Genomic DNA, 20,295 nt, shown 5'->3' with positions numbered 1-20,295 from the left:
AATAACTATGGCACACACATTAACATGCATTTATAATGCAACTTATAGAAGTTACACATTAAAGAGGTGTCATAATGGATTACCGCAATCAATCTCTCGGTTCTCTGGCTATTGCCATACCACGAGCCACAACGTTATTTCGCCGGTATGAACTCGATTTTTGCTGCGGAGGGAAACAGACACTACAACGTGCCGCCGAGCGCAGGGCTCTGAATATTGACGCGTTGGAAGCGGAGCTCACCATGTTGCAAAAAGAAACTCAGGCAGTGCAGAACTGGCAAGAGGTTCCACAGGAGCACCTGATCAGTTTTATTCTCAACCGCTATCATGAACGGCACCGCGAGCAATTGCCGGAGCTGGTGTTAATGGCAGAAAAGGTAGAGCGCGTACATGCCGCAAAACCCACCTGCCCACGAGGTTTAGCAGTGCAGCTCAGCGTGCTACATCAGGATTTATTACAGCATATGGAAAGAGAGGAAAAAGTGTTATTCCCCATGATTGCCAAAGGAATGGGGAAAATGGCTAGCGTGCCGATTTTCGTGATGGAATCAGAGCACGAAGCGGCAGGGCAGCAATTGGAAACCATCAAACAGATCACCAATAACATCACGCCCCCACCTGGAGCCTGCACCACCTGGCGCGCACTTTATGCCAATCTCAACGAATTCGTCGGCGATTTGATGGAACACGTTCACTTAGAAAATAATCTGCTATTTCCCAGAGCGTTAAGTGGCAACTAAGTCGTAGAAAAGCCATAAAAAAAGAGCGATCCTGGATCGCCCTTTTTCACACTAACCGCTCAGAATTTACAGAATTTCCAGCAGTTCTACGTCAAATACCAGCGCGCTGAATGGCGGAATAGATGCGCCAGCGCCACGCTCGCCGTAGGCCAGATTGTGTGGAATCGCTAACTGCCATTTAGAGCCAACCGGCATCAAAGTCAGTGCTTCGATCCAGCCTGGGATCACGCCGCTAACCGGGAATTCAGCCGGCTGGCCGCGTTCTACGGAGCTATCAAATACCGTACCGTCAACCAGACGACCGGTATAATGCACGCGCACACGATCCTGACGTGAAGGAATTGGACCTTCGCCTTGTTGCAGCACGGAGAATTGCAAACCGGATTCAGTGGTGGTCACTTCATCACGTTTAGCGTTTTCTTCCAGGAAGTTAGCGCCTTCAACAACCAGTGCCTGCTGGCGCTCCAGACGAACAGCATCGGCACGTTCGTGAACTTCACGCAGCGCGCGGTGAACGACATCAACAGGAACTGTTGGTGTATTCCCTTCCATTGCGTCGCGCAAGCCCGCCAACAGGGCTTCTGGCTGCAAATCCTGCAAGCCGGACTCTTGTAATTGTTGGCCTATCTGTAAACCGATACCGTAACTTGCTTGCGCTTCTACGCTATCAAAAGAAGGGGTTGTCATGGATTTTCCTTAATTCTCTAAAAAGTCGAAGGTGCAAGCATAACAGCAGCAAGGGAGTAGGGTAAAATCTTGCATCGCTAATGATGACTTTTGTCGAAGAAAAAGAAACAATGGTTCTGCACTGACTTAAAACAGCCCGTTCGGCAGCATTATCCCTGTTTCTTTCTGCATCAATCAGTTAGCAAACTATACTAACAAGTAACAGGGAAAAGGTTCCATCCAGCAGTCGCTGATCGAGCACTGTGATTTTTTTTACGTCGTTGAAAGAGAGGTCACCATGGGCAGAATCGCGCCCAGGAGAAGGAAAAACAATCGGGTCTACCAGCCTTTGTTACACACTTGGCTAACTATCCGGCAGCGAATTCTGCCAGATAAACCGACCGATGAGCCTGAAAACCGCGTCAAAGCCGAGCCCTCCATTGGCGAGCCCGATCTCTTACCGCCAGAAACGGTAATGGATGACGACAAAGTATCAGCACCGCAGATCAAGTCGCCGGGAAAGCAAGCCGTGATTAAAGACTGGCTGCAAAAAATCTGGCATCTGCCGGATGATTTCCATTGGATGGAGCCCTTGCCTCTCTTCCATCGCCGCTGGGTCATCATTGCCGCAGCGGTATTGTTGCTGGCACTGCTTTGGCCTTCTTCCGGTAACAACGGCAGCGGGCAATTCCCGGTGACGGCAGAACCGACAGATATTCCGTTACAGGCCGAATTACGCGGGAGCAATCCCGCAGTCAACCAGCCGTCCTCAACGTTACCGCAGGGGAATTGGCAAAGCTATCAGGTACAAGCGGGTAAAACGTTGGCCCAGCTGTTCCGCGATAATAATTTACCGGTAAATGAAGTGTTTGCCATGGCGCAGGTGGAAGGCAATGATAAGCCACTGAGCAACCTGAAAGCCGGACAAGAAGTGAAAATCATACTGGACGCGCAAGGCAGCGTAACCGCGCTGGCTATTGAAACGGCCAACAGTGCGGAAGTATTGTTTAGCCGCCAAGCGGACGGTTCTTACCGCCGCGATCGATAATCCTCAGCGCGAATGCCAAGGACTGATAAAGCCCAGATTTTGCAGCCATAATCTGGCCTGGGCTTTGATCCAAACGCCGCTGTCACCCATTTCTCTCTCTGTAGGCTATCTGCGCCCAACCAAAGGCTCGCGGCGTGATATCGCTACGTCTGGATGCTGGAAAGGAATTATCGCAACTGGCAGGGTTACAGGGGCTTTTTTGTCGTTCTCAGAAAAGCAAAACGCCAGCTCGAGGCTGGCGTTTTAACGGTTAACAGCAGCGTAACTTACGCTTCTGCAACCACAACTACGTTCAGTTTTGCGAACACGTCGCTGTGTACCTGGAAGTGAACTTCGTGTTCACCAGTGGTACGCAGAACGCCATTCGGCAAACGAACTTCGCTCTTCGCTACTTCAACGCCCGCTGCAGATACTGCATCAGCGATGTCACGAGTACCGATAGAGCCGAACAGTTTACCTTCATCCCCTGCTTTAGAGGAGATTGTAACACTGCCCAATTCGTTAATTTTAGTTGCGCGAGCTTCAGCGGCAGACAGAACTTCAGCCAGTTTGGCTTCCAGTTCTGCGCGACGCACTTCGAAGAACTCAACGTTTTTCTTAGTTGCCGGCACAGCTTTGCCCTGCGGTACTAAGAAGTTACGAGCGTAGCCCGCTTTAACGTTAACTTGATCACCCAGGCTGCCCAGGTTTGCTACTTTATCAAGCAGAATAACTTGCATTACCATATCCTCTCAAAGTCGTTAATGGACAGTGGCCGATTACTGATGACGATCAGTGTACGGCAACAAAGACAGGTAGCGCGCGCGCTTGATAGCACGGGCCAGCTGACGCTGGTATTTGGCACGAGTACCGGTGATACGGCTCGGGACAATTTTACCGCTTTCGGTGATGTAATTTTTCAGCGTAGCGATGTCTTTATAGTCAATCTCTTGAACGCCTTCCGCGGTGAAACGGCAGAACTTGCGACGACGGAAATAACGTGCCATTAGGCTAGTCTCCAGAATCTATCAATTCAATCTGCTCGGCATGCAGAACCAATTTGTTAAGCCCATTGCGCCCTTGATGGCAACTAATGAAGCCTTCCACGGTTAACTGACTGCCGACCGTTATACTGTGAGTTAATGCTTGTGACTGGTGTCCACTGACAATCACGGGCATTCGGCACCATGTTTGTCGGCTAAATCCGGCTTCCTGCTGCGTTGAACGGTGCTCAAGCACGAACTGGCAGTGAGGAATACCAGAAGGACTCACTTTTCGAATGGGTGTCTTGCACACAGTGCCAGAGAGTACCAGTCGATTAGCGGCCACCACGGCAATTACTCTTCAGAATCCCCAGCTTCAGAATCATCATTGGTTTCTGACGCGAAGTCGTGACGCTCACGGCGTTCGTCTTTCGCTTTAACCATTGGTGATGCTTCAGTTACCGCGTTTTTAACGCGCATAACCATGCTACGGATAACGGCGTCGTTGAAGCGGAAGTTTGTTTCCAGCTCATCGATCGCTTCCTGCGGGGCTTCAACGTTCAGCAGAACGTAGTGAGCTTTGTGCAGTTTGTTGATCGGGTAAGCCAGTTGACGGCGGCCCCAGTCTTCCAGACGGTGAATCTGACCAGCAGCGTTAGTGATTGTTGCACTATAACGCTCGATCATGCCCGGAACCTGTTCGCTTTGGTCAGGATGGACCATAAAAACGATTTCGTAATGACGCATCGAATTGCTCCTTACGGATTATTCAGCCTCCTGATAGGGTCAGCCGCGGCCCATGGAGGCAAGGAACGTGTTTGTGTGCGGCCGAAAAATGACGCGTAACTATACTTGCGCGAGGAGGGAAACTCAAGGATTGCAGAGGAATTATTCGAGCTATATCCGTTCTAGCCAATAAATAGCACTTTTTGTTCACCAAATGAACTATGGATGGAGATCCATTAGTTTTTTAAATCTTTCAACAAAATCATTAGGTCAGCGCAAAAATCATTCATATTTTTTGAAAGAGTCAGTCAGCAATAGCGCATTTATTAATTATAAAAGAGAACTACTATTAGTTACATCCACCGCATAACAAGCGGCGCAGCAGCCAGGAAACTTATTCAAAGTATATAAATAAAATATTGGAGTCACCTATGAAAATCACGCTCACTATCGCCGCGATCCTCAGTTTCTTCCTATCGGCCAGCACTTTCGCCGCCACTGAAATCACCGCTCAACAGGCAATGCAGCAACAGCGTGTCAGCGTTGGCGCAGTGTCACTGGGTCACAATGTGGTTTCCCCTGACGATGCAACCTCACAGGTTAGCAAATTAGCCGATGAACGCGGCGCAACCGCCTATCAAATCATCGCTATGCATGAACCTGGCGGCAACAGCTCTATTCAGATTAACGCTGTTCTTTACCGCTAGAATTGCAAAGATAAATACAACACCAGAGAAAGACCGACAGTAAAACAATACAGCCCTTAAAACACTTAACCCCCGTCTATCGGGGGTTTTTTCTGGCCTTTAGTGCCTATAAATAAATGCCAATAAATGAGCGGCTATAACTATAAATAGTGCCGGAAGAATGCCGCGCCCGCCGTCAGCGCCGTTGGCGTGATTTTATGGCCGATACCAGGCTCGGTCAGGTAACTTAGATGATGATCCAACCCCTGCTCTTTCAAAGCTGCGACCAGACGCTCACTTTCCACCGCCGGAACCACTTCATCCGCTTCACCATGCCAGACCAGCAAAGGTTTGCGGGCGATTCTCTCCAGTTGGTGGGTTACCTCATATTCAATCAACGGAGCAATTTGTCGTTCCCATTCATCCTGCTTTGTTGAACCAGCACTGGGCAAAGGAGGAAACAGCGTTTTGGCCAGAGAAGTGAAATAACCTGACCCCATGAAATTAGCGGCCGCCTTTATCCACGGATAGCGCACCAAGGCTCCCAGAGTAGTCATCCCGCCCATTGAGGCGCCGCCCACGCCGATTCGATCGCCATCAATTAATCCAGTTTGTTGATAGTGTTCTTTAATTCCAGCCATTTCATCAATATTTGAACGCAAAATCTGCCAGAAACAGCCTAGTCGCCGGGTTTCATCGCCGTCAAATCTGGCTCCGTGCATATCGGCATCCGGCATCACCACGCGAAATCCCGCCTGCGCCAGAGCATAGGCAAAATAGGAATACACTTCTTTGGAGGAGGTATAACCGTGATAGAAGAAAAGGGTCGGCAAAGGCTGATGACGCTGGCCTGCTGGCGCGGCGTGAATTACCTCAATGCCCTGTACTTTTTCTAACGACATTTCAACCATAACAACAGTCCTTATGGGTCAAACAAGCCTTATCAGCCAAACCAATTGTAAACGCACCGCCATAGTGCCAAACCTGCTGAATAAAGTCTTAAACCAATCTCCTCCGAGATATATCAGAAATGACACATATCTGGTCGTTATGAATGTTTGAGCGTTACACTGAGAGAAAGTGGGGCAATATCAACACAGGAAACACACCATGACCTATTATCGCGCCTTTGTCGTTCTACTGTTCACACTGAGCCTTTCCGCCTGTAGCGCATTGAAAACCACGCCGCTACCACCTCCCGCGCCACAGCCTTTCGCGCAGGAAATTAACCGAGCTCAAAGCGGAACATTACAAAAAATCGGGATGGCTTCGGTGCAGGTATATGGCAGCCCGATGGATGCTGAAGCGGCACTCCGTAGCAAAGCCAATGCCAGCGGAGCCCGTTACTATTTAGTCATTATGAATAGCGATTCTGTCATTCCGGGTCAGTGGTACTCACAGGCCATTCTGTATCGCTAAACGGCTGCGGCTCGGGTCAGTAACAGTTCGCAAAGCGGTTCCGGAATAGAATATTGATCCCGATGATCCAGCATCATACGACACCATGCGTCGGCCAGCGACGGCGATGCAAAACGCAACAATTGAGCGGCACAGTTCAGATTAAACAGTTGCAGCGTCAATTCTCGCCCCTGTGCTTCCTGCGGATTTTTTAACCGGAAAGCCAACTGGCGCCAAGAACGGTCGAACAAACGATTCTGCCCGCGAACTTCATAAAAATTTTGATTCAGCATTTCTATCGCTGCGGGCTGCTTGCGCAAAACCCGCAGCACATCCAGACACATAATATTGCCGGAGCCTTCCCAAATACTGTTAACCGGAATTTCACGGTATAAGCGCGGCAATTCGCTTTGTTCGCAATAGCCGATTCCGCCTAACACCTCCATCGCTTCGGCGACAAAAGCGCTGCCCTGCCCGCATATTTTATACTTGGCGGCCGGCGTCATCAGCCTGCTGAATAATGCGTCTTCCGCGCTGCCGTGTTCCCATGCTTTGGCCAAACGGAATAACAGCGCCGTGTGGCCTTCCAAACGCAGCGCCATACGGCTGAGCACCTGACGCATCAAAGGTTGGTCGGTCAGATTCTTACCAAAGGCCTGCCGCTGGCTGGCATAATCCAGAGCGACGGAAAAGGCTCGCCGCATAATGCCGTGGCTGCCTAACGCACAATCGAAACGGGTATGGCCGCCCATTTTTAAAATATGGTGGATGCCTTCCCCTTCATCGCCCAATAGCCAGGCGATGGCATTATCAAACTCTACTTCGCTGCTGGCATTGGAGCGGTTGCCCAGCTTGTCTTTCAGGCGTTCTAAACGAATGGAATTACTGCTGCCGCCGGGCAGAATTTTGGGCATAAAGAAACAGGATAATCCACCTTCGGCCTGCGCCAAAACCAAGTGCGCATCGCTTTGCGGCACGGAGAAAAACCATTTATGACCGACTAACCGATAAGCTTCACCGGCACCGCGAGCGCCCAAAGGCTCTGCTCGCGTGGAATTACTCAAGACGTCAGACCCCCCCTGTTTTTCCGTCATTCCCATACCGATCAATAAACCGCGTTTTTGATCACCGGGAGCGACGTGAGGATCGTAACGATCGGAGAGTAAAGGAGATATCCAGGATTGAAATTGCGCAGGTAGGGATTGTTGCAGAAGAGGAATGGCACCGTAGGTCATGGTTATCGGGCAAAGGGTTCCGGCCTCAACCTGTATATGCAGCATCAAACGAGCCGCTCTGGCCACCACAGATCCGATACGAGCATCTTCTTGCCAGCTCAGATTATGCACCCGATTGCCTACCAACCCTTTCATCAGAACATGCCAGGCGGGATGAAACCTGACCGTATCCAGACGCCGTCCAGCTGCGTCAAAGCGTAATAGTTCAGGAGGATTTGTATTAGCCAAACGCCCTAACTCCAGCGATTCTGCCGATCCCAACTGCGCGCCCATTGAAATTAATACTTCATTATCCCAACCGGCTTGCTCGCGTATGACAGCTTCCCTTAACGCCATATCAGACAAAAATAAATTGCTGTTTGATAATGGCTCAGGCTGATTGAACACTTCGTGCGTCCGCCAATCCATACCTTTCTCCCTCAGATTCATTAGCATAAAAATCAGGATTAAGTATGGTTCAGCCTGGTACTTTTGCCGATCATCACCACAGATAATGCGGGAGAAAGCGTAAAGTTAATCGCCCACTATTTACAGCTAACTAATTTACAAATAAACAATTTCCAGCGTAGCCATGCCATCCAGAACAATAATATCGCCGCTAGGTAATTCGGATTTCTTCGCAATACCGGCCACAACTTCCCCTTGCAGCGTAAAGGTTTCACCAATAGCGAGAGTGCCATTCTCCATCCATTGAGCCACTTTTCCTTTCGGGTTTAACGTATTCGCCGCATGGAATGGCTCCGCCGAGGTTCCGGCAATCAACGCCGTGCGGCCATCCACCGTGCCGGAAGAAAATATCACGCCCCAGGCACCAATCGGCTGTCCGTCTGAGGTTCGCCCAAGACTAAAATGATGTTCTGGCGGAATAACCGTACCGCTGCTGCCAATCAGTCTGGCATCCGTCGCGATGCCGGAACGGTTATCCGTCGCCTTAAATCCCAGCGCAGTTTTGGCGTCACATTCCACGCTGATAGGCGGCAACGCCCGATGCGACAAAGCAGTAAAGTGGGTTTCAGAGAGCTTGGACTGAGCTATTTCGCCATAATCAACGGCGCTATCGATGGAAACCTGACAGGCTACCGGCTCGATTTCAGCGCTGAAATAAATGCTGACAGAAGTCTCTGCGCTAGCCAAATGAGCAAATAGGTAACTCACCGTTCCCACTACAATCGAAAGATAACGAGCAAAATATCTATTGAGAGAACGGTTCATTATTGGTACTCCATCACGTCAAAAGTGCCAATGCCATTCAGGTGAACCCGTTCACCGCGGTTAAGTGCATTTGCCGCCAGCCACACTTCTGCCGTCATCTGAAAACTTAATTGGCTAACCGCTCGCCGACCGGGGTAAATCATATTTCGAGTCAATGGATGCAGGGGGAGTCTGGCGTGTTCCGCATTATTCCCTGCGGGAAAAGCAGAGCGAGCGCCGAGATACAATATGACCGGTTGCCCATCAGCCTGCGCGGCAGAAGGCGTCAGCTCAACTCTGGCGTGGTCTGAATCCAAAGAATAGCTTTCGCCGCTTTGGCTATTCCCTTGATAAGCGATGGCAAATAAACGCGGCTGCGGACACTGCACATCGACATTGAAATAGTGTTTTCCCAAACTGACGCCGCGATCGGTCGCGCCCTTAAGCTGGGCACGAGGCAGGGAGCCGAAATGCAGTTGGGATTGAGTCACGCTGATGTGGCACTGCGCCAGTGCCGTTCCGGTAAAACTTAGCAGTAGGGCCGCTACCGCCAGTTTAAAACCGCCGCTGAAGGGAGTATTTTTACAGGCAGCGGGCATCAGCTTCTTCATATAAAACCGGCGCATCCTTTGCCTCAGGCAGACTGTAATCCAACTGGCATATCTCATTTTCATTGTCCTTAATGTATAAGTCCGGATTTCCGTCGCTATTGCTCAGCAGCAACGTTCCTTTGCTACCAACAGTGCCAACATAATTATCTTCTTTATCCGTGATATCACTGCCTTCAGCGGCATACTCCCCCGATGCAAGGCGTATCGAGAGCAAAATTCGCCGAGTTTTATTTGCTTTGAAATTATAATTAAGTACCGCACCCCGGCTGGCATCCACTAATCGAATACCATTCTTAATATCGATATTTCGCGCCAGTTTCTTAGTGTTAACTTCTAGCCGAGAGGAGCTAAACGGCGACAAACTGGGAGCCAACGCATAGCCTCGCCGATCGGTCCATACCGGACCTGAATTAGTTTGTATTTCTGCACCGCTGATGCCCGGCAGCGCGATAACGGCAAAAGTATCCTGAATCGCATAAGGTGAAAGAGTCACGCCTGCACTATGCACCGCCACGCCGCCACTGGCCTGAAGCTGATAGCTGCTATTTCGCGCGCTATCCTGAAAATAACCCACGCCTAACTGAGCATATTTAGGTAATACCCTCAGCGTACCGCTGAGCGCCTGCCCCGATTGATTCGCGGTTTGACTTACCCCCAGACTGTAACCCAACTGATTATTAACCTGATGATTCAAACCAACGCGTTGCTGAGTTCTTCCTCTGCTTTGAGAAACGGTGCTGCTTAAGGACATATTAGAATTCAGCGGAATGCTGATATTTCCATAGATAATCTTGTCTCCTTTGCTATTCAGGTTTCTTTCCATATTCAGATTAAAATTAATGTTGTAAGGCAGCTGTTTATTCCACCCCAAACTCCAACGGCGTTCCTGCTGTTTAGCAAAAGATACCGATTGGGTATAACCCAGACTGATTCCGCCCAACAACGATTGGCTATAACTTAACTGCGCCCTGTATTGATTCTTAACGCCACTTTTATCCGCGTTAGGATTTTTATTCTTTGGCTCTACTGCGGGTAACTCCGCCACTGGCCTTTCTCGCAAACTATGCTGAAACTGGCGAAATCCAGCCGTTCGATGCATAGTCGATAAATTCAGTTTCAATGAGGAAACCAGCTTCACGCCAACGTGGCTACCCCATTGAACGCCTTGTTTTTCATTCTGGCGATCCCAACTGGTCACCGCATTCACCGCCCAAAAAGTTCGGGGAATCAAACCGGTATTTACTGCCAATCCGGCAGAGTGGTAACGGGAACCCAGCAAAACACCCTGAGTAATATCCGATAAGTCGCCTAACGGGCGAACGTCTGTCAACGTTCCTAGCCAGCTTTCCTGATGCTGATTAGAACCTGGCCCGGTTCTACCCATTCCGGCATAAATACCGCGCGTTCTGGGAACATACTGCAAGTTGAAACTCGCCGCCGGCACGCTGAAACTCTGAGTCTGCCCATCCACGCCTATCACCGATACCAATAAATCTGCACCGGTGGAATTAATAGGAATTTGGGTTAAAGTGAAGGGGCCGGGCGGCAACTGAGTCACGTAAATCAAGGCTCCGCGTTGACGTATCTCAACGCTTGATTGCGTTGGCGCAATGCCTGACACCGTTGCTCCGCTGCCTTCTCTGCTGGCTAAAGCACTTTCAGGCATTATCTGCAATCCGTAAATTTGTGGCGTACTGAATAAGCCGCTATTCAGGTTAATTTCTCCCATTTGCAACGTCGTTTTTTTTTCGATAAAAGTACGCTGCAAATAACTATATAGCCTGCTCCATTGCTGTCGCCGATCCTTATAGCTAAAGATCTGACGGGAACGAAAAATCCAGTTGCCGCTATTAAACCCAGCCTCCGTGGAGGCTTGCAGATTATTGCTACCGTTCTGATTTCTTATCGCCAGTGCGTCGTAATTCATTAACAACGCTGAACCTCCGGTTTCATAATTCCCCGTAACAACTTCACCGACTTGTAATAATTCCGCCGGGAGAATCACTTCAATACGTGACGTACTGGGGAATAAATTCACCAAAGCTCTGGGATAATGTAGCCGTAAATCACTACAGCCGTTTTCCATTGGGGGAGGAATAATCCCGCTTTTTTGGTAAAAATCCGGGCTAAAACACGGTTCACCCTGCTGATTAAACGTCATATCTACCCAGCCGCGAGCTACACCATTAATAGTTAACTCAATGGAATGATCTCCTGAGCTAAATCTGGCTTTATATTTAAAGTAGTCTGCCGCACTGGCAGAAACACCGCGTTCTTCAAGAATACCAATATCAAACTCAACGCCATCATCAGCCAAAGATCTCACGGAAATAAGAAAAATGCTGAAATATAAAAATAACCGAATGCTATTCTTCTTCGGTTTCATTTTTTCTATCTCCGTGTGATACAACGAGCTTTACATCGATATTATCTAACGATCATTTCAGTTCGGAAGAATAGGACTCAGTAATATATCCGTATAAATTAGCTGGTTGTATTCTGACGCTATTCGCCTGACCTTTAAATGCCTTATCCGTAATAGCCACCAGACTCTTTCCTGGTAAAATATAATTCTGCGTTAACTCAGCAGCCCCCTTTCCTGGCTGCAACTCAATAGAATTAGATAAACGGACTACATAGTCTCCTTCATTTTTCACAAGAATGTTCCCTTGTGCATTGCGACTGAACTTAAGAAACTCCCAAGGTTTATTGTGAGTTGCTAAACCGGAAGGATGAATAATCAACGGAATGTTGTGTCTAATGGTCAAACGAACGTTATTCTTTCCTTTAGGAGGAATATTCTGGAATATAGCTCTGACCATGGTTTGCTGAGTCAGTGAGTTTCTAAATTCGTCCTTTAGGAAGAAACGAACCATTTGTGTCTCGCCGGCTTCAATACGGGCAACGCTGGGTGTGACAATCACTTTCTCGGCGGTATCTTCGGCTACAAACTCCACGGAAGAATGTAACATTACCGGGTTAGCGGCCTTATTGGTCAACGTAGTGGTCGCTTCACCTTCCGCAGTATTAATGACAATCACTGAGTCATTAATTTGGATACCCGGAGTCGAAGAGCCGGTTGTATTCGCGCGGGAAAAACTTGCGATAGAAAATAAAATAGCCACTGATAAAACCAGATTAACCTTCATCATAAATTATCCGTTTATTATATAAATTTATATCCCTATAGCCTTATTTTCTTTACTTATCATGGCAATAGAATAGCAATAAATGGATGCCATACAGCACCCATTTAATTAACAGAGGTTATTAGAGATAAGACACATTCATGGTAACGGAACCATCAAGTTCAATACTAGAACCTCCCTTAAACTCTTTAGGATTGATGATTTTAGTATCTACGTTATAGCGACCCGAAAATAATGCCCCTTCAAAAATACTTTTATCAGCGTTGAAATAAGTAATATTCTGATCTTCAAACTTATCTAAGTCGACCGATGCTTGTCCTTCAACATCATTAATACCGCCTAGAAGCGCAGACTCTCCATCAACTTTAGGTTCGGTCAGTGAGACTTTATAACCACCAAAACCGACCTTTACATCATCCATATTAAGAGCACCTTCACCCAAACCAAAATAAGAGGTACCAATTTCAGCCGGAACACTACCTTTACGGTTATCGACAAAGCTCATCGATACTGCTGTCTTATGAGGGCAGTTAATAGCATACTCAATATTTCTCTTTCCTAAATCGATGATTCTTTCTTCTTTTTCAACCAACTCCTGTAAAGAAATATTCCCATAATTAATTTCTCCGCCGTTTACATCCAATTGGCAGGCACCCGGCATCAATTTACCTTTAACCGTAATTTCTGCGCTGTTATCCGCAGCAAAGGCTGCAGGAGTTAACGCAGCTGAAAGGATCAGAGCAGCAATTGTTTTGAATCTTATAGATTTAATTTCCATTTCATAACTCTCCATGTACATAAAAAGACACCAGAAGTAATGCATTTTATGATCACTGACATAAATGCTTACTGCTGGATAAATATACTGATGAATAGGAACAATCCGTAATTAATAGTTATTAGATTTCATTAGGACTTTATAAAATATAATAATATCTATTTGCTGAATTATTAAATCATGGAAACATCGTTAACTATCTGTTTTAATTGTGTGTTAAATATATCTTTGAGTATATTTAAGGCAAAAAAAAGCAGTCCCCCGCGGGAACTGCCTTTAACAACATTAAGTTTTAAAAATATGGCGCTATGAAAATAATTAGGCTTTAGCTTTCAAACCGCGCTGACGTACAACTTCGAACAGACACACACCGGTCGCCACAGATACGTTCAGAGAAGATACGGTCCCCGCCATCGGAATACTGATTAATTCATCGCAATGCTCACGAGTCAAGCGACGCATACCGTCGCCTTCCGCGCCCATTACCAGAGCCATTGGCCCCGTCAGCTTGCTTTGATACAGCGTATGATCGGCTTCCCCTGCGGTACCCACGATCCAGACATTATTTTCCTGCAATACGCGCAAAGTACGAGCCAGATTGGTCACTCGAATCAAAGGGACGTTCTCCGCAGCGCCGCTGGCTACTTTCTTGGCCGTCGCATTCAGCTGAGCGGAACGATCGCGCGGAACGATAACCGCATGGACACCAGCAGCGTCGGCGCTACGCAGGCAAGCTCCCAGGTTATGCGGATCGGTAACGCCGTCCAAAACCAACAGGAAAGGCGATTCTACGCTGGCCAGCAGGCTTGGCAGATCGTTTTCCTGATACTGACGGCCTTCCCGCACACGCGCGACAATCCCCTGATGAACACCGTCTTCTACCTGAGAATCCAGCCATTGGCGGCTAGCAACCTGCACCACCAGACCAGCGGCCTCCAGCTCTGCAACTACTGGCTGCAAACGACGGTCATCCCGTCCTTTCAGGATAAAAACTTCCAGAAAACGTTGCGGATCGCGTTCTAACAGGGCTTTGACGGCGTGAATACCGTAAATAATTTCGCTCATGATGCTCTTTTACATGTGTCGGTGAATCCTATACAGGACCCGCCGTTGATTAAATAATGCGTAACACTAAGGGTTAGGCTTTGATCAGGGCGACGCTCCGCCGCCCTGTGGATACTAACTGGCTGACTTTTTCTTAGCTCGTTTGGCTTTAGTCGCCGCCGCAATCTTCCGGGTCTTTTCAGACGTTTTTTTCGCTTTGGCCTTTTTCTCCGCAGCCGCTTTGTCAGTTGGCTTGTCAGCATCAGGGCGGAAAGCGCTATCAGGCTCAAAATTAGCCGGTTTCTTGCCTCGACGATTACGCTTCTGTCCACTACTCGCGCCGCCATCGGCAGCACCGCGACGAGATTGTCCGCCTTCACGACGTGAAGGTGCGCTGCCACGCATGGTACGTTGGCCCGCTTTTTTCTCTCTGTCTTTCGCCGTTTTCCCTTCGCCGCGCGGTTTACGCGTGCTGGATACCAAAGCAAAGTCGATTTTACGCTCATCCATGTGGACAGCTTCCACACGAATCTCAACGGTGTCACCTAAACGGTAAACCACGCCGGAAGATTCGCCGATCAGCCGCTGTCCTATATTGTCGTAGCGGTAATAATCGTTGTCCAGGCTGGAAACGTGAACCAAACCGTCGATAAACAGATCGTCCAGACGCACAAAGAAGCCAAAACCGGTCACGCTAGCGATAATACCGGTAAACACTTTACCCACCTGATCTTGCATGAAGTCACACTTCAGCCAGTCAGCAACGTTACGCGTGGCTTCATCAGCCCGACGTTCAGTCATAGAGCAATGTTCGCCCAGTTGTAGCATATCTTCGTAATCGCTGTGCCAGCCGCCGGTTGGTGTCCAACGTTCTTTCACCGAACCCTGCTCTTTGGCTAGCTGATACTTAATTGCCCGGTGCATCGCCAAATCAGGATAACGACGAATCGGGGAAGTAAAGTGGCCGTAAGATGCCAGTGCCAGACCGAAGTGACCGCGGTTTTCCGGATCGTAAATCGCCTGTTTCATCGAACGCAGCAGCATGGTTTGCAGCATTTCGTGATCTGGACGATCGGCAACCTCATCCATCAGAACCGCATAGTCTTTTGGCTCTGGTTTCATTCCACCACCCAATACCAGACCCAGCTCATTCAGCACGCTACGCAGTGCGGAAATATGGTCATCACTTGGACGATCGTGGACACGGAACAAAGCCGGTTCGTTATGTTTTTCGACAAAACGCGCCGCCGCGATGTTAGCCAGAATCATACATTCTTCGATCAGTTTATGCGCATCGTTACGCATAGTTGGCTCGATGCGTTCGATACGACGTTCTGCGTTGAAGATAAATTTGGCTTCTTCGGTTTCGAAGGCGATGCCGCCACGTTCTGCACGCGCGTGATCCAGCGCTTTATACATCGCATGTAGCTCTTCCAGATGCGGTACCAACGGCTTATATTGCTCACGCAATGATTCTTCGCCATCAATAATTCGCCAAACCTTGGTATAGGTCAGACGCGCGTGGGAGCTCATTACCGCTTCGTAGAATTTATAGGAAGACAGTTTGCCTTGGGAGGAGACGGTCATCTCACACACCATACACAGGCGGTCTACCTGCGGATTCAGCGAGCAGAGGCCGTTAGACAGCACTTCCGGCAACATAGGTACGACCTGCGACGGGAAGTACACCGAGTTACCCCGAGCGCGAGCTTCGTCATCCAGTGCGGTACGCGGGCGTACATAATAACTCACGTCCGCAATCGCTACCCACAGCCGCCAGCCGCCGCCGCGTTTTTTCTCGCAGTACACCGCATCATCAAAGTCACGTGCATCTTCGCCATCGATAGTGACCAACGGCAGATCCCGCAGATCCACACGACCTTTCTTCGCTTCTTCAGGAACCTGTTCTTTCAAATCTGCGACTTGTTTCTCCACCTGCGGTGGCCAGGTATGAGGGATTTCATGGGTGCGCAAAGCGATATCCACCGCCATGCTGGTGCCCATGTTTTCACCCAGCACTTCAACGATTTTACCCACGGCTTTACTGCGGCGAGTTGGGCGCTGAGTCAGTTCCACCACCACTACGTAACCCATGCGGGCACCGCTGATGGAATCTGGCGGAATCAGGATATCAAAGCTGAGGCGACTGTCGTCCGGAACCACGAAACCAATGCCTGCGTCGGTAAAGTAACGGCCTACAATCTGGCTGGTTTTCGGCACTAATACACGAACAATACGCGCTTCACGACGGCCTTTACGATCGGCACCCATGGCCTGAGCCAGCACCACGTCACCGTGAATAGCCATTTTCATTTGGTCTGAGGACAGGTAAAAATCGTCTTTGCTGCCTTCAACTCGCAAGAAACCGAAACCATCACGGTGACCAATAACGGTACCGCGCAGTAAATCAAGACGCTCAGGCAGCGCATAGCACTGACGGCGGGTAAAGATTAATTGGCCATCGCGCTCCATGGCACGCAGGCGACGACGCAGAGCTTCTAAAGCCTCTTCGCCGGATAAATTGAGTTCTGTGGCCAACTCTTCACGGCTGGCTGGCGTTTCGCGTTTGGCGAGATGCTCTAAAATGAATTCCCGGCTTGGGATCGGTGATTCATACTTCTCTGCTTCTCGCTCCAGGAAAGGATCTTGTGACATTGCGGTTCCTCCGTAGTCATCAGCAGGTTGCTCAACGTTATTCATTAAGCAAACACACTATTCAACAAGTAATAACTTGTAGAGCGGAGCGTTATCTTTAACCATATCGGCCAAAGTATAGTTATCCAGCTCTTTAAGGAAATTCTGTACAGCCTGGTGGAGCACCTGTTTCAAACGGCAGGCTGGGGTGATATGGCAAAAATCGCTGCAACAGTTCACCAAAGACAGAGGCTCAAGTTCACGCACGACGTCGCCGATACGGATACTTTCTGCCGGTTTGCCTAACCGAATGCCGCCGTTTTTGCCTCGAACTGCGGTCACTAATCCGGCACGGCTCAACTGGTTGATAATTTTCACCATGTGATTGCGCGATACCCCATAGACCTCGGTCACCTGAGAGATGCTAGTCATCTGCCCCGGCGGTAACGAAGCCATATAGGTAAGCGCCCGTAGGCCATAATCAGTAAAACTTGTTAACTGCACGTATACCCCTGAGTATCAGTGTACTCTGCTAAAGCTCATCTGCGATGACACCAGTCTAAGTGTTATTTATGAAAGCGTATTCTTTGAATGATAAACCAGCCACAAAGCTTGCGGCTAATCATTTAGGTGGAGGCGGAGGTTTTTGGCGTAAAAACTGCTTATCGAGGAACAACAAACCGGGCATAAGCCCGGTTTGAGTATTTTGATCGCATGGATTTGACGGTGTATCTATCAATCAGGCATCAAATGGATCGCGCAAGATCATAGTCTCGTCACGATCTGGGCCGGTAGAAATTATATCAACCGGAACACCAGTCAGCTCTTCTACACGTTTGATGTAGTTTAACGCTGCCTGAGGTAGCTGCTCGTACTTTTTCACTCCGAAGGTTTTTTCTGACCAGCCTGGCATAACTTCGTAGATTGGCTCGATACCTTCCCAGCCTTCAGCTGCCAACGGAGTCGTATCCATTTCGCGGCCGTCTGGCATGCGGTAGCCCACGCAAATTTTCACTTCTTTCAGGCCATCCAGCACGTCCAGTTTGGTCATGCAGAAACCTGACAGAGAGTTGATCTGAACGGCGCGCTTAACGGCAACGATATCCAGCCAGCCGGTACGACGGTCACGACCGGTAGTCGCACCGTATTCGTTACCTTGCGTACGCAGGAATTTGCCGGTTTCGTCTTCCAGTTCGGTAGGGAATGGACCTGCACCTACGCGAGTAGAGTAAGCCTTCATGATACCCAGTACGTAATCTACGTAACGTGGCCCCATACCAGAACCTGTCGCAACGCCACCCGCGGTGGTGTTAGACGAAGTCACGTACGGATAGGTACCGTGGTCGATGTCCAGCAAGGTGCCTTGTGCGCCTTCGAACATGATCAGCTCGCCTTTCTTACGGGCGCTATCCAACAGTTCAGAAACGTCAACAACCATGCCAGTCAGGATATCGGCAACAGAAACGCCGGTCTGAGGATCGACAGCCATCAGACTATCCAGAACTTCCTGATAATCAACCGCATCAACTTTGTAGTAATGCACCAACTGGAAGTTGTGGTAATCCACAATTTCTTTCAGTTTTGCAGCGAAGGTTTCTTTATTGAACAAATCACCCACGCGCAGACCGCGGCGAGCAACTTTATCTTCGTAGGCAGGACCGATACCGCGACCGGTGGTACCAATAGCTTTCGAACCACGTGCTTTTTCACGCGCGTTATCCAGAGCCACGTGATATGGCAGGATTAGCGGGCATGCTTCAGAGAGTAACAGTCGCTCACGTACTGGTACGCCGCGCGCTTCTAACCCTGTCATCTCTCTCATCAACGCATCAGGAGCCAGTACAACACCGTTGCCGATGATGCTGGTTACGTTTTCACGCAGAATACCTGAGGGAATCAAATGAAGAACGGTTTTCTCACCGTTGATAACCAAAGTATGGCCAGCGTTATGCCCACCTTGATAGCGCACAACATATTTAGCCCGTTCAGTCAGCAGGTCGACGACCTTGCCCTTACCTTCGTCACCCCATTGGGTGCCCAGTACGACGACGTTCTTACCCATCTCAAAAATCACCAGGTTGCCTTAAAAAAGGATTCTAACATCTCACCCGTGTGCTTTCAGCACTTTTTAACACATGCTTGCACAGTTTTTGCGCTTGGATTCAGCCACCCATGCGGCTACGCAACATGTAGTAGATGACGACGCCAGCAACCACTAATGCACCGCCAAAACGACGTAGCGTGGAGTCAGGTAACTGCGTCATCGCCTGAATCATTTTACGCCATGCTTTGGGATAGAGCATCGGACCTAGCCCTTCAAGCACCAAAACCAGCCCCAGTGCTAACCAGATTGTGGAGTTCATTATCTGCCTCAAAAAGAAAAGGCCCGCGTTAACGGGCCTTGCATCACACGCGAACCCCCTTACGGACGTTTGCTGGAATTATCCGGAGATTTCATATAGCGGAAGAAATCGCTGTCCGGACTCAACACCATCACATCGTTGCCGCTGTTAAAGCTATTTTCATAGGCGCGCAGGCTACGAATAAAGGCATAGAAATCTGGATCTTTACTGAATGCATCTGCGAACAGACGAGCCGCCTCTGCATCACCGCCGCCGCGAGTAATACGCGCCTGACGCTCAGCTTCTGCCAAAGTACGAGTCACTTCGTAGTCAGCAGTTGCACGCAGTTTTTCCGCTTCTTCCTGACCTTGTGAACGGTGACGACGAGCGACCGCTTCACGCTCAGCGCGCATACGCTGGAAGATCGCATCAGAAACTTCAGCCGGCAGGTTGATTTGCTTGATACGCACGTCAACCACTTCAATACCCAGTGCCGCCATGCTGTTCGGATTCACCGCAGGCTGTTTGCCACGGGTTTCCTCTTCAACACGCGCAGCTACGGAAGCAATCGCATTATCGGCTTCGGTAGTAACGGCTTCGTCATCTACGGTACCGGTATTCAGCGCATCGCGGACATCAGAGGTCAGGCGACCACGAGAATCCGTAACAATATCACGCACATCCAAACGACCGATTTCAGAACGCAGGCGGTCACTGAACTTACGTTTCAATAACACTTCTGCCTGAGAAATATCGCCACCACCGGTTGCCAGATAGTAACGGCTAAAATCACTGATACGCCATTTCAGGTATGAATCGACAATCAGGTCTTTTTTCTCTTTGGTCACGAAGCGGTCAGCTTGGTTATCCATGGTCTGAATACGCGCATCCAAGGTCTTCACTGTTTCAATGAAAGGAATCTTGAAATGCAGCCCCGGTGCGTACACCAAAGGTTTGTTATCGTTATCACGCAGTACTTTACCGAAACGCAGCACAATCCCGCGCTGGCCTTCCTGTACCACGAATAATGAAGCATAGAGCGCAATCAGCACCACAGCCACGACGAATAAGATCGACTTACGCAT

At 49.1% G+C, this 20,295-nt stretch carries 22 protein-coding genes; 4 read left to right on the top strand and 18 right to left on the bottom strand.

Translation table 11 applies throughout. The annotated features are described in order from the left end of the window. Positions 1–74: 74 nt before the first annotated feature. A complete protein-coding gene (ytfE, locus tag PL78_RS12920) occupies positions 75–740 on the top strand; it encodes an iron-sulfur cluster repair protein YtfE (RefSeq protein ID WP_064516067.1) in 666 nt (221 codons plus the stop codon). Positions 741–806: 66 nt separating this feature from the next. On the opposite strand, the gene PL78_RS12915 is transcribed toward ytfE, so the two are convergent. Then, entirely contained in the window at positions 807–1,427 is a 621-nt protein-coding gene (locus tag PL78_RS12915; protein WP_064516065.1) for a BamJ family beta-barrel-assembly machinery protein, read from the bottom strand. 277 nt (positions 1,428–1,704) lie between these two features. Between PL78_RS12915 and PL78_RS12910 the strand changes: the two genes are divergently transcribed. Then, a complete protein-coding gene (locus tag PL78_RS12910) occupies positions 1,705–2,454 on the top strand; it encodes a LysM-like peptidoglycan-binding domain-containing protein (protein WP_064516063.1) in 750 nt (249 codons plus the stop codon). A gap of 266 nt (positions 2,455–2,720) precedes the next feature. Here PL78_RS12910 and rplI read toward each other — a convergent pair whose 3' ends face one another. From rplI to rpsF, 4 genes are read right to left on the bottom strand one after another with little or no spacing between them, the layout of a single operon-like run. Further along, positions 2,721–3,173, bottom strand: coding sequence for a 50S ribosomal protein L9 (gene rplI / locus PL78_RS12905; RefSeq protein ID WP_049599324.1), 453 nt, complete (start codon positions 3,171–3,173; stop codon positions 2,721–2,723). A 39-nt stretch (positions 3,174–3,212) separates the two neighbouring features. Next, positions 3,213–3,440, bottom strand: coding sequence for a 30S ribosomal protein S18 (gene rpsR, locus PL78_RS12900; protein WP_000135199.1), 228 nt, complete (start codon positions 3,438–3,440; stop codon positions 3,213–3,215). Positions 3,441–3,444: 4 nt separating this feature from the next. Then, the gene (priB, locus tag PL78_RS12895; RefSeq protein WP_049599320.1) at positions 3,445–3,765 is read right to left on the bottom strand and encodes a primosomal replication protein N; all 321 of its coding nucleotides are present in this window, start codon (positions 3,763–3,765) and stop codon (positions 3,445–3,447) included. A 5-nt stretch (positions 3,766–3,770) separates the two neighbouring features. Beyond that, positions 3,771–4,163, bottom strand: a complete 393-nt coding sequence (rpsF, locus tag PL78_RS12890) for a 30S ribosomal protein S6 (RefSeq protein ID WP_038241841.1) — start codon at positions 4,161–4,163, stop codon at positions 3,771–3,773. A gap of 410 nt (positions 4,164–4,573) precedes the next feature. Between rpsF and PL78_RS12885 the strand changes: the two genes are divergently transcribed. Further along, positions 4,574–4,849 carry a YdgH/BhsA/McbA family protein gene (locus tag PL78_RS12885; protein WP_064516061.1) on the top strand — a complete coding sequence of 92 codons (276 nt, stop codon included), beginning with the start codon at positions 4,574–4,576 and terminating at the stop codon, positions 4,847–4,849. 140 nt (positions 4,850–4,989) lie between these two features. Here the strand turns inward: PL78_RS12885 and yjfP are convergent, their stop codons facing one another. After that, a complete protein-coding gene (yjfP, locus tag PL78_RS12880; protein ID WP_064516059.1) occupies positions 4,990–5,739 on the bottom strand; it encodes an esterase in 750 nt (249 codons plus the stop codon). A gap of 199 nt (positions 5,740–5,938) precedes the next feature. Between yjfP and bsmA the strand changes: the two genes are divergently transcribed. Further along, positions 5,939–6,247, top strand: a complete 309-nt coding sequence (gene bsmA / locus PL78_RS12875; RefSeq protein WP_064516057.1) for a biofilm peroxide resistance protein BsmA — start codon at positions 5,939–5,941, stop codon at positions 6,245–6,247. On the opposite strand, the gene PL78_RS12870 is transcribed toward bsmA, so the two are convergent. From PL78_RS12870 to hflC, 12 genes are all read right to left on the bottom strand, one after another. Further along, on the bottom strand, positions 6,244–7,869 hold the full coding sequence (locus PL78_RS12870) for an isovaleryl-CoA dehydrogenase (RefSeq protein WP_064516055.1): 1,626 nt from the start codon (positions 7,867–7,869) through the stop codon (positions 6,244–6,246). The two genes, bsmA and PL78_RS12870, sit on opposite strands and share 4 nt — an antisense overlap. A 135-nt stretch (positions 7,870–8,004) precedes the next feature. After that, positions 8,005–8,673, bottom strand: a complete 669-nt coding sequence (locus PL78_RS12865) for a DUF1120 domain-containing protein (RefSeq protein ID WP_064516053.1) — start codon at positions 8,671–8,673, stop codon at positions 8,005–8,007. Next, complete coding sequence (locus tag PL78_RS12860; protein WP_064516051.1) at positions 8,673–9,263, bottom strand: DUF1120 domain-containing protein; 591 nt, start codon at positions 9,261–9,263, stop codon at positions 8,673–8,675. Before PL78_RS12860 ends, PL78_RS12865 begins: the two co-directional genes overlap by 1 nt. Next, on the bottom strand, positions 9,235–11,649 hold the full coding sequence (locus tag PL78_RS12855; RefSeq protein WP_064516050.1) for a fimbria/pilus outer membrane usher protein: 2,415 nt from the start codon (positions 11,647–11,649) through the stop codon (positions 9,235–9,237). Before PL78_RS12855 ends, PL78_RS12860 begins: the two co-directional genes overlap by 29 nt. Before the next feature lie 52 nt (positions 11,650–11,701). Next, positions 11,702–12,415 carry a fimbria/pilus chaperone family protein gene (locus PL78_RS12850; protein ID WP_084414333.1) on the bottom strand — a complete coding sequence of 238 codons (714 nt, stop codon included), beginning with the start codon at positions 12,413–12,415 and terminating at the stop codon, positions 11,702–11,704. Positions 12,416–12,533: 118 nt separating this feature from the next. After that, positions 12,534–13,190: a DUF1120 domain-containing protein gene (locus PL78_RS12845; RefSeq protein ID WP_064516048.1), complete on the bottom strand. Its 657-nt coding sequence runs from the start codon at positions 13,188–13,190 to the stop codon at positions 12,534–12,536. Between the two features lie 318 nt (positions 13,191–13,508). After that, complete coding sequence (rlmB, locus tag PL78_RS12840) at positions 13,509–14,255, bottom strand: 23S rRNA (guanosine(2251)-2'-O)-methyltransferase RlmB (RefSeq protein WP_064516047.1); 747 nt, start codon at positions 14,253–14,255, stop codon at positions 13,509–13,511. A 114-nt stretch (positions 14,256–14,369) separates the two neighbouring features. After that, positions 14,370–16,889 (bottom strand): ribonuclease R, encoded by a 2,520-nt coding sequence (gene rnr / locus PL78_RS12835; protein ID WP_064516045.1) that lies wholly within the window; start codon positions 16,887–16,889, stop codon positions 14,370–14,372. A 57-nt stretch (positions 16,890–16,946) separates the two neighbouring features. Further along, positions 16,947–17,372 carry a nitric oxide-sensing transcriptional repressor NsrR gene (gene nsrR, locus PL78_RS12830; protein WP_049599288.1) on the bottom strand — a complete coding sequence of 142 codons (426 nt, stop codon included), beginning with the start codon at positions 17,370–17,372 and terminating at the stop codon, positions 16,947–16,949. Positions 17,373–17,607: 235 nt separating this feature from the next. Further along, positions 17,608–18,930: an adenylosuccinate synthase gene (locus PL78_RS12825; RefSeq protein ID WP_049599570.1), complete on the bottom strand. Its 1,323-nt coding sequence runs from the start codon at positions 18,928–18,930 to the stop codon at positions 17,608–17,610. A 100-nt stretch (positions 18,931–19,030) separates the two neighbouring features. Continuing rightward, entirely contained in the window at positions 19,031–19,231 is a 201-nt protein-coding gene (locus PL78_RS12820; protein WP_049599286.1) for a DUF2065 domain-containing protein, read from the bottom strand. 59 nt (positions 19,232–19,290) lie between these two features. Further along, on the bottom strand, positions 19,291–20,295 hold the full coding sequence (gene hflC, locus PL78_RS12815) for a protease modulator HflC (RefSeq protein ID WP_049599283.1): 1,005 nt from the start codon (positions 20,293–20,295) through the stop codon (positions 19,291–19,293).

Source organism: Yersinia entomophaga, assembly GCF_001656035.1.
GTDB lineage: Bacteria > Pseudomonadota > Gammaproteobacteria > Enterobacterales > Enterobacteriaceae > Yersinia > Yersinia entomophaga.
This window is presented reverse-complemented; position numbering and strand designations above follow the sequence as displayed.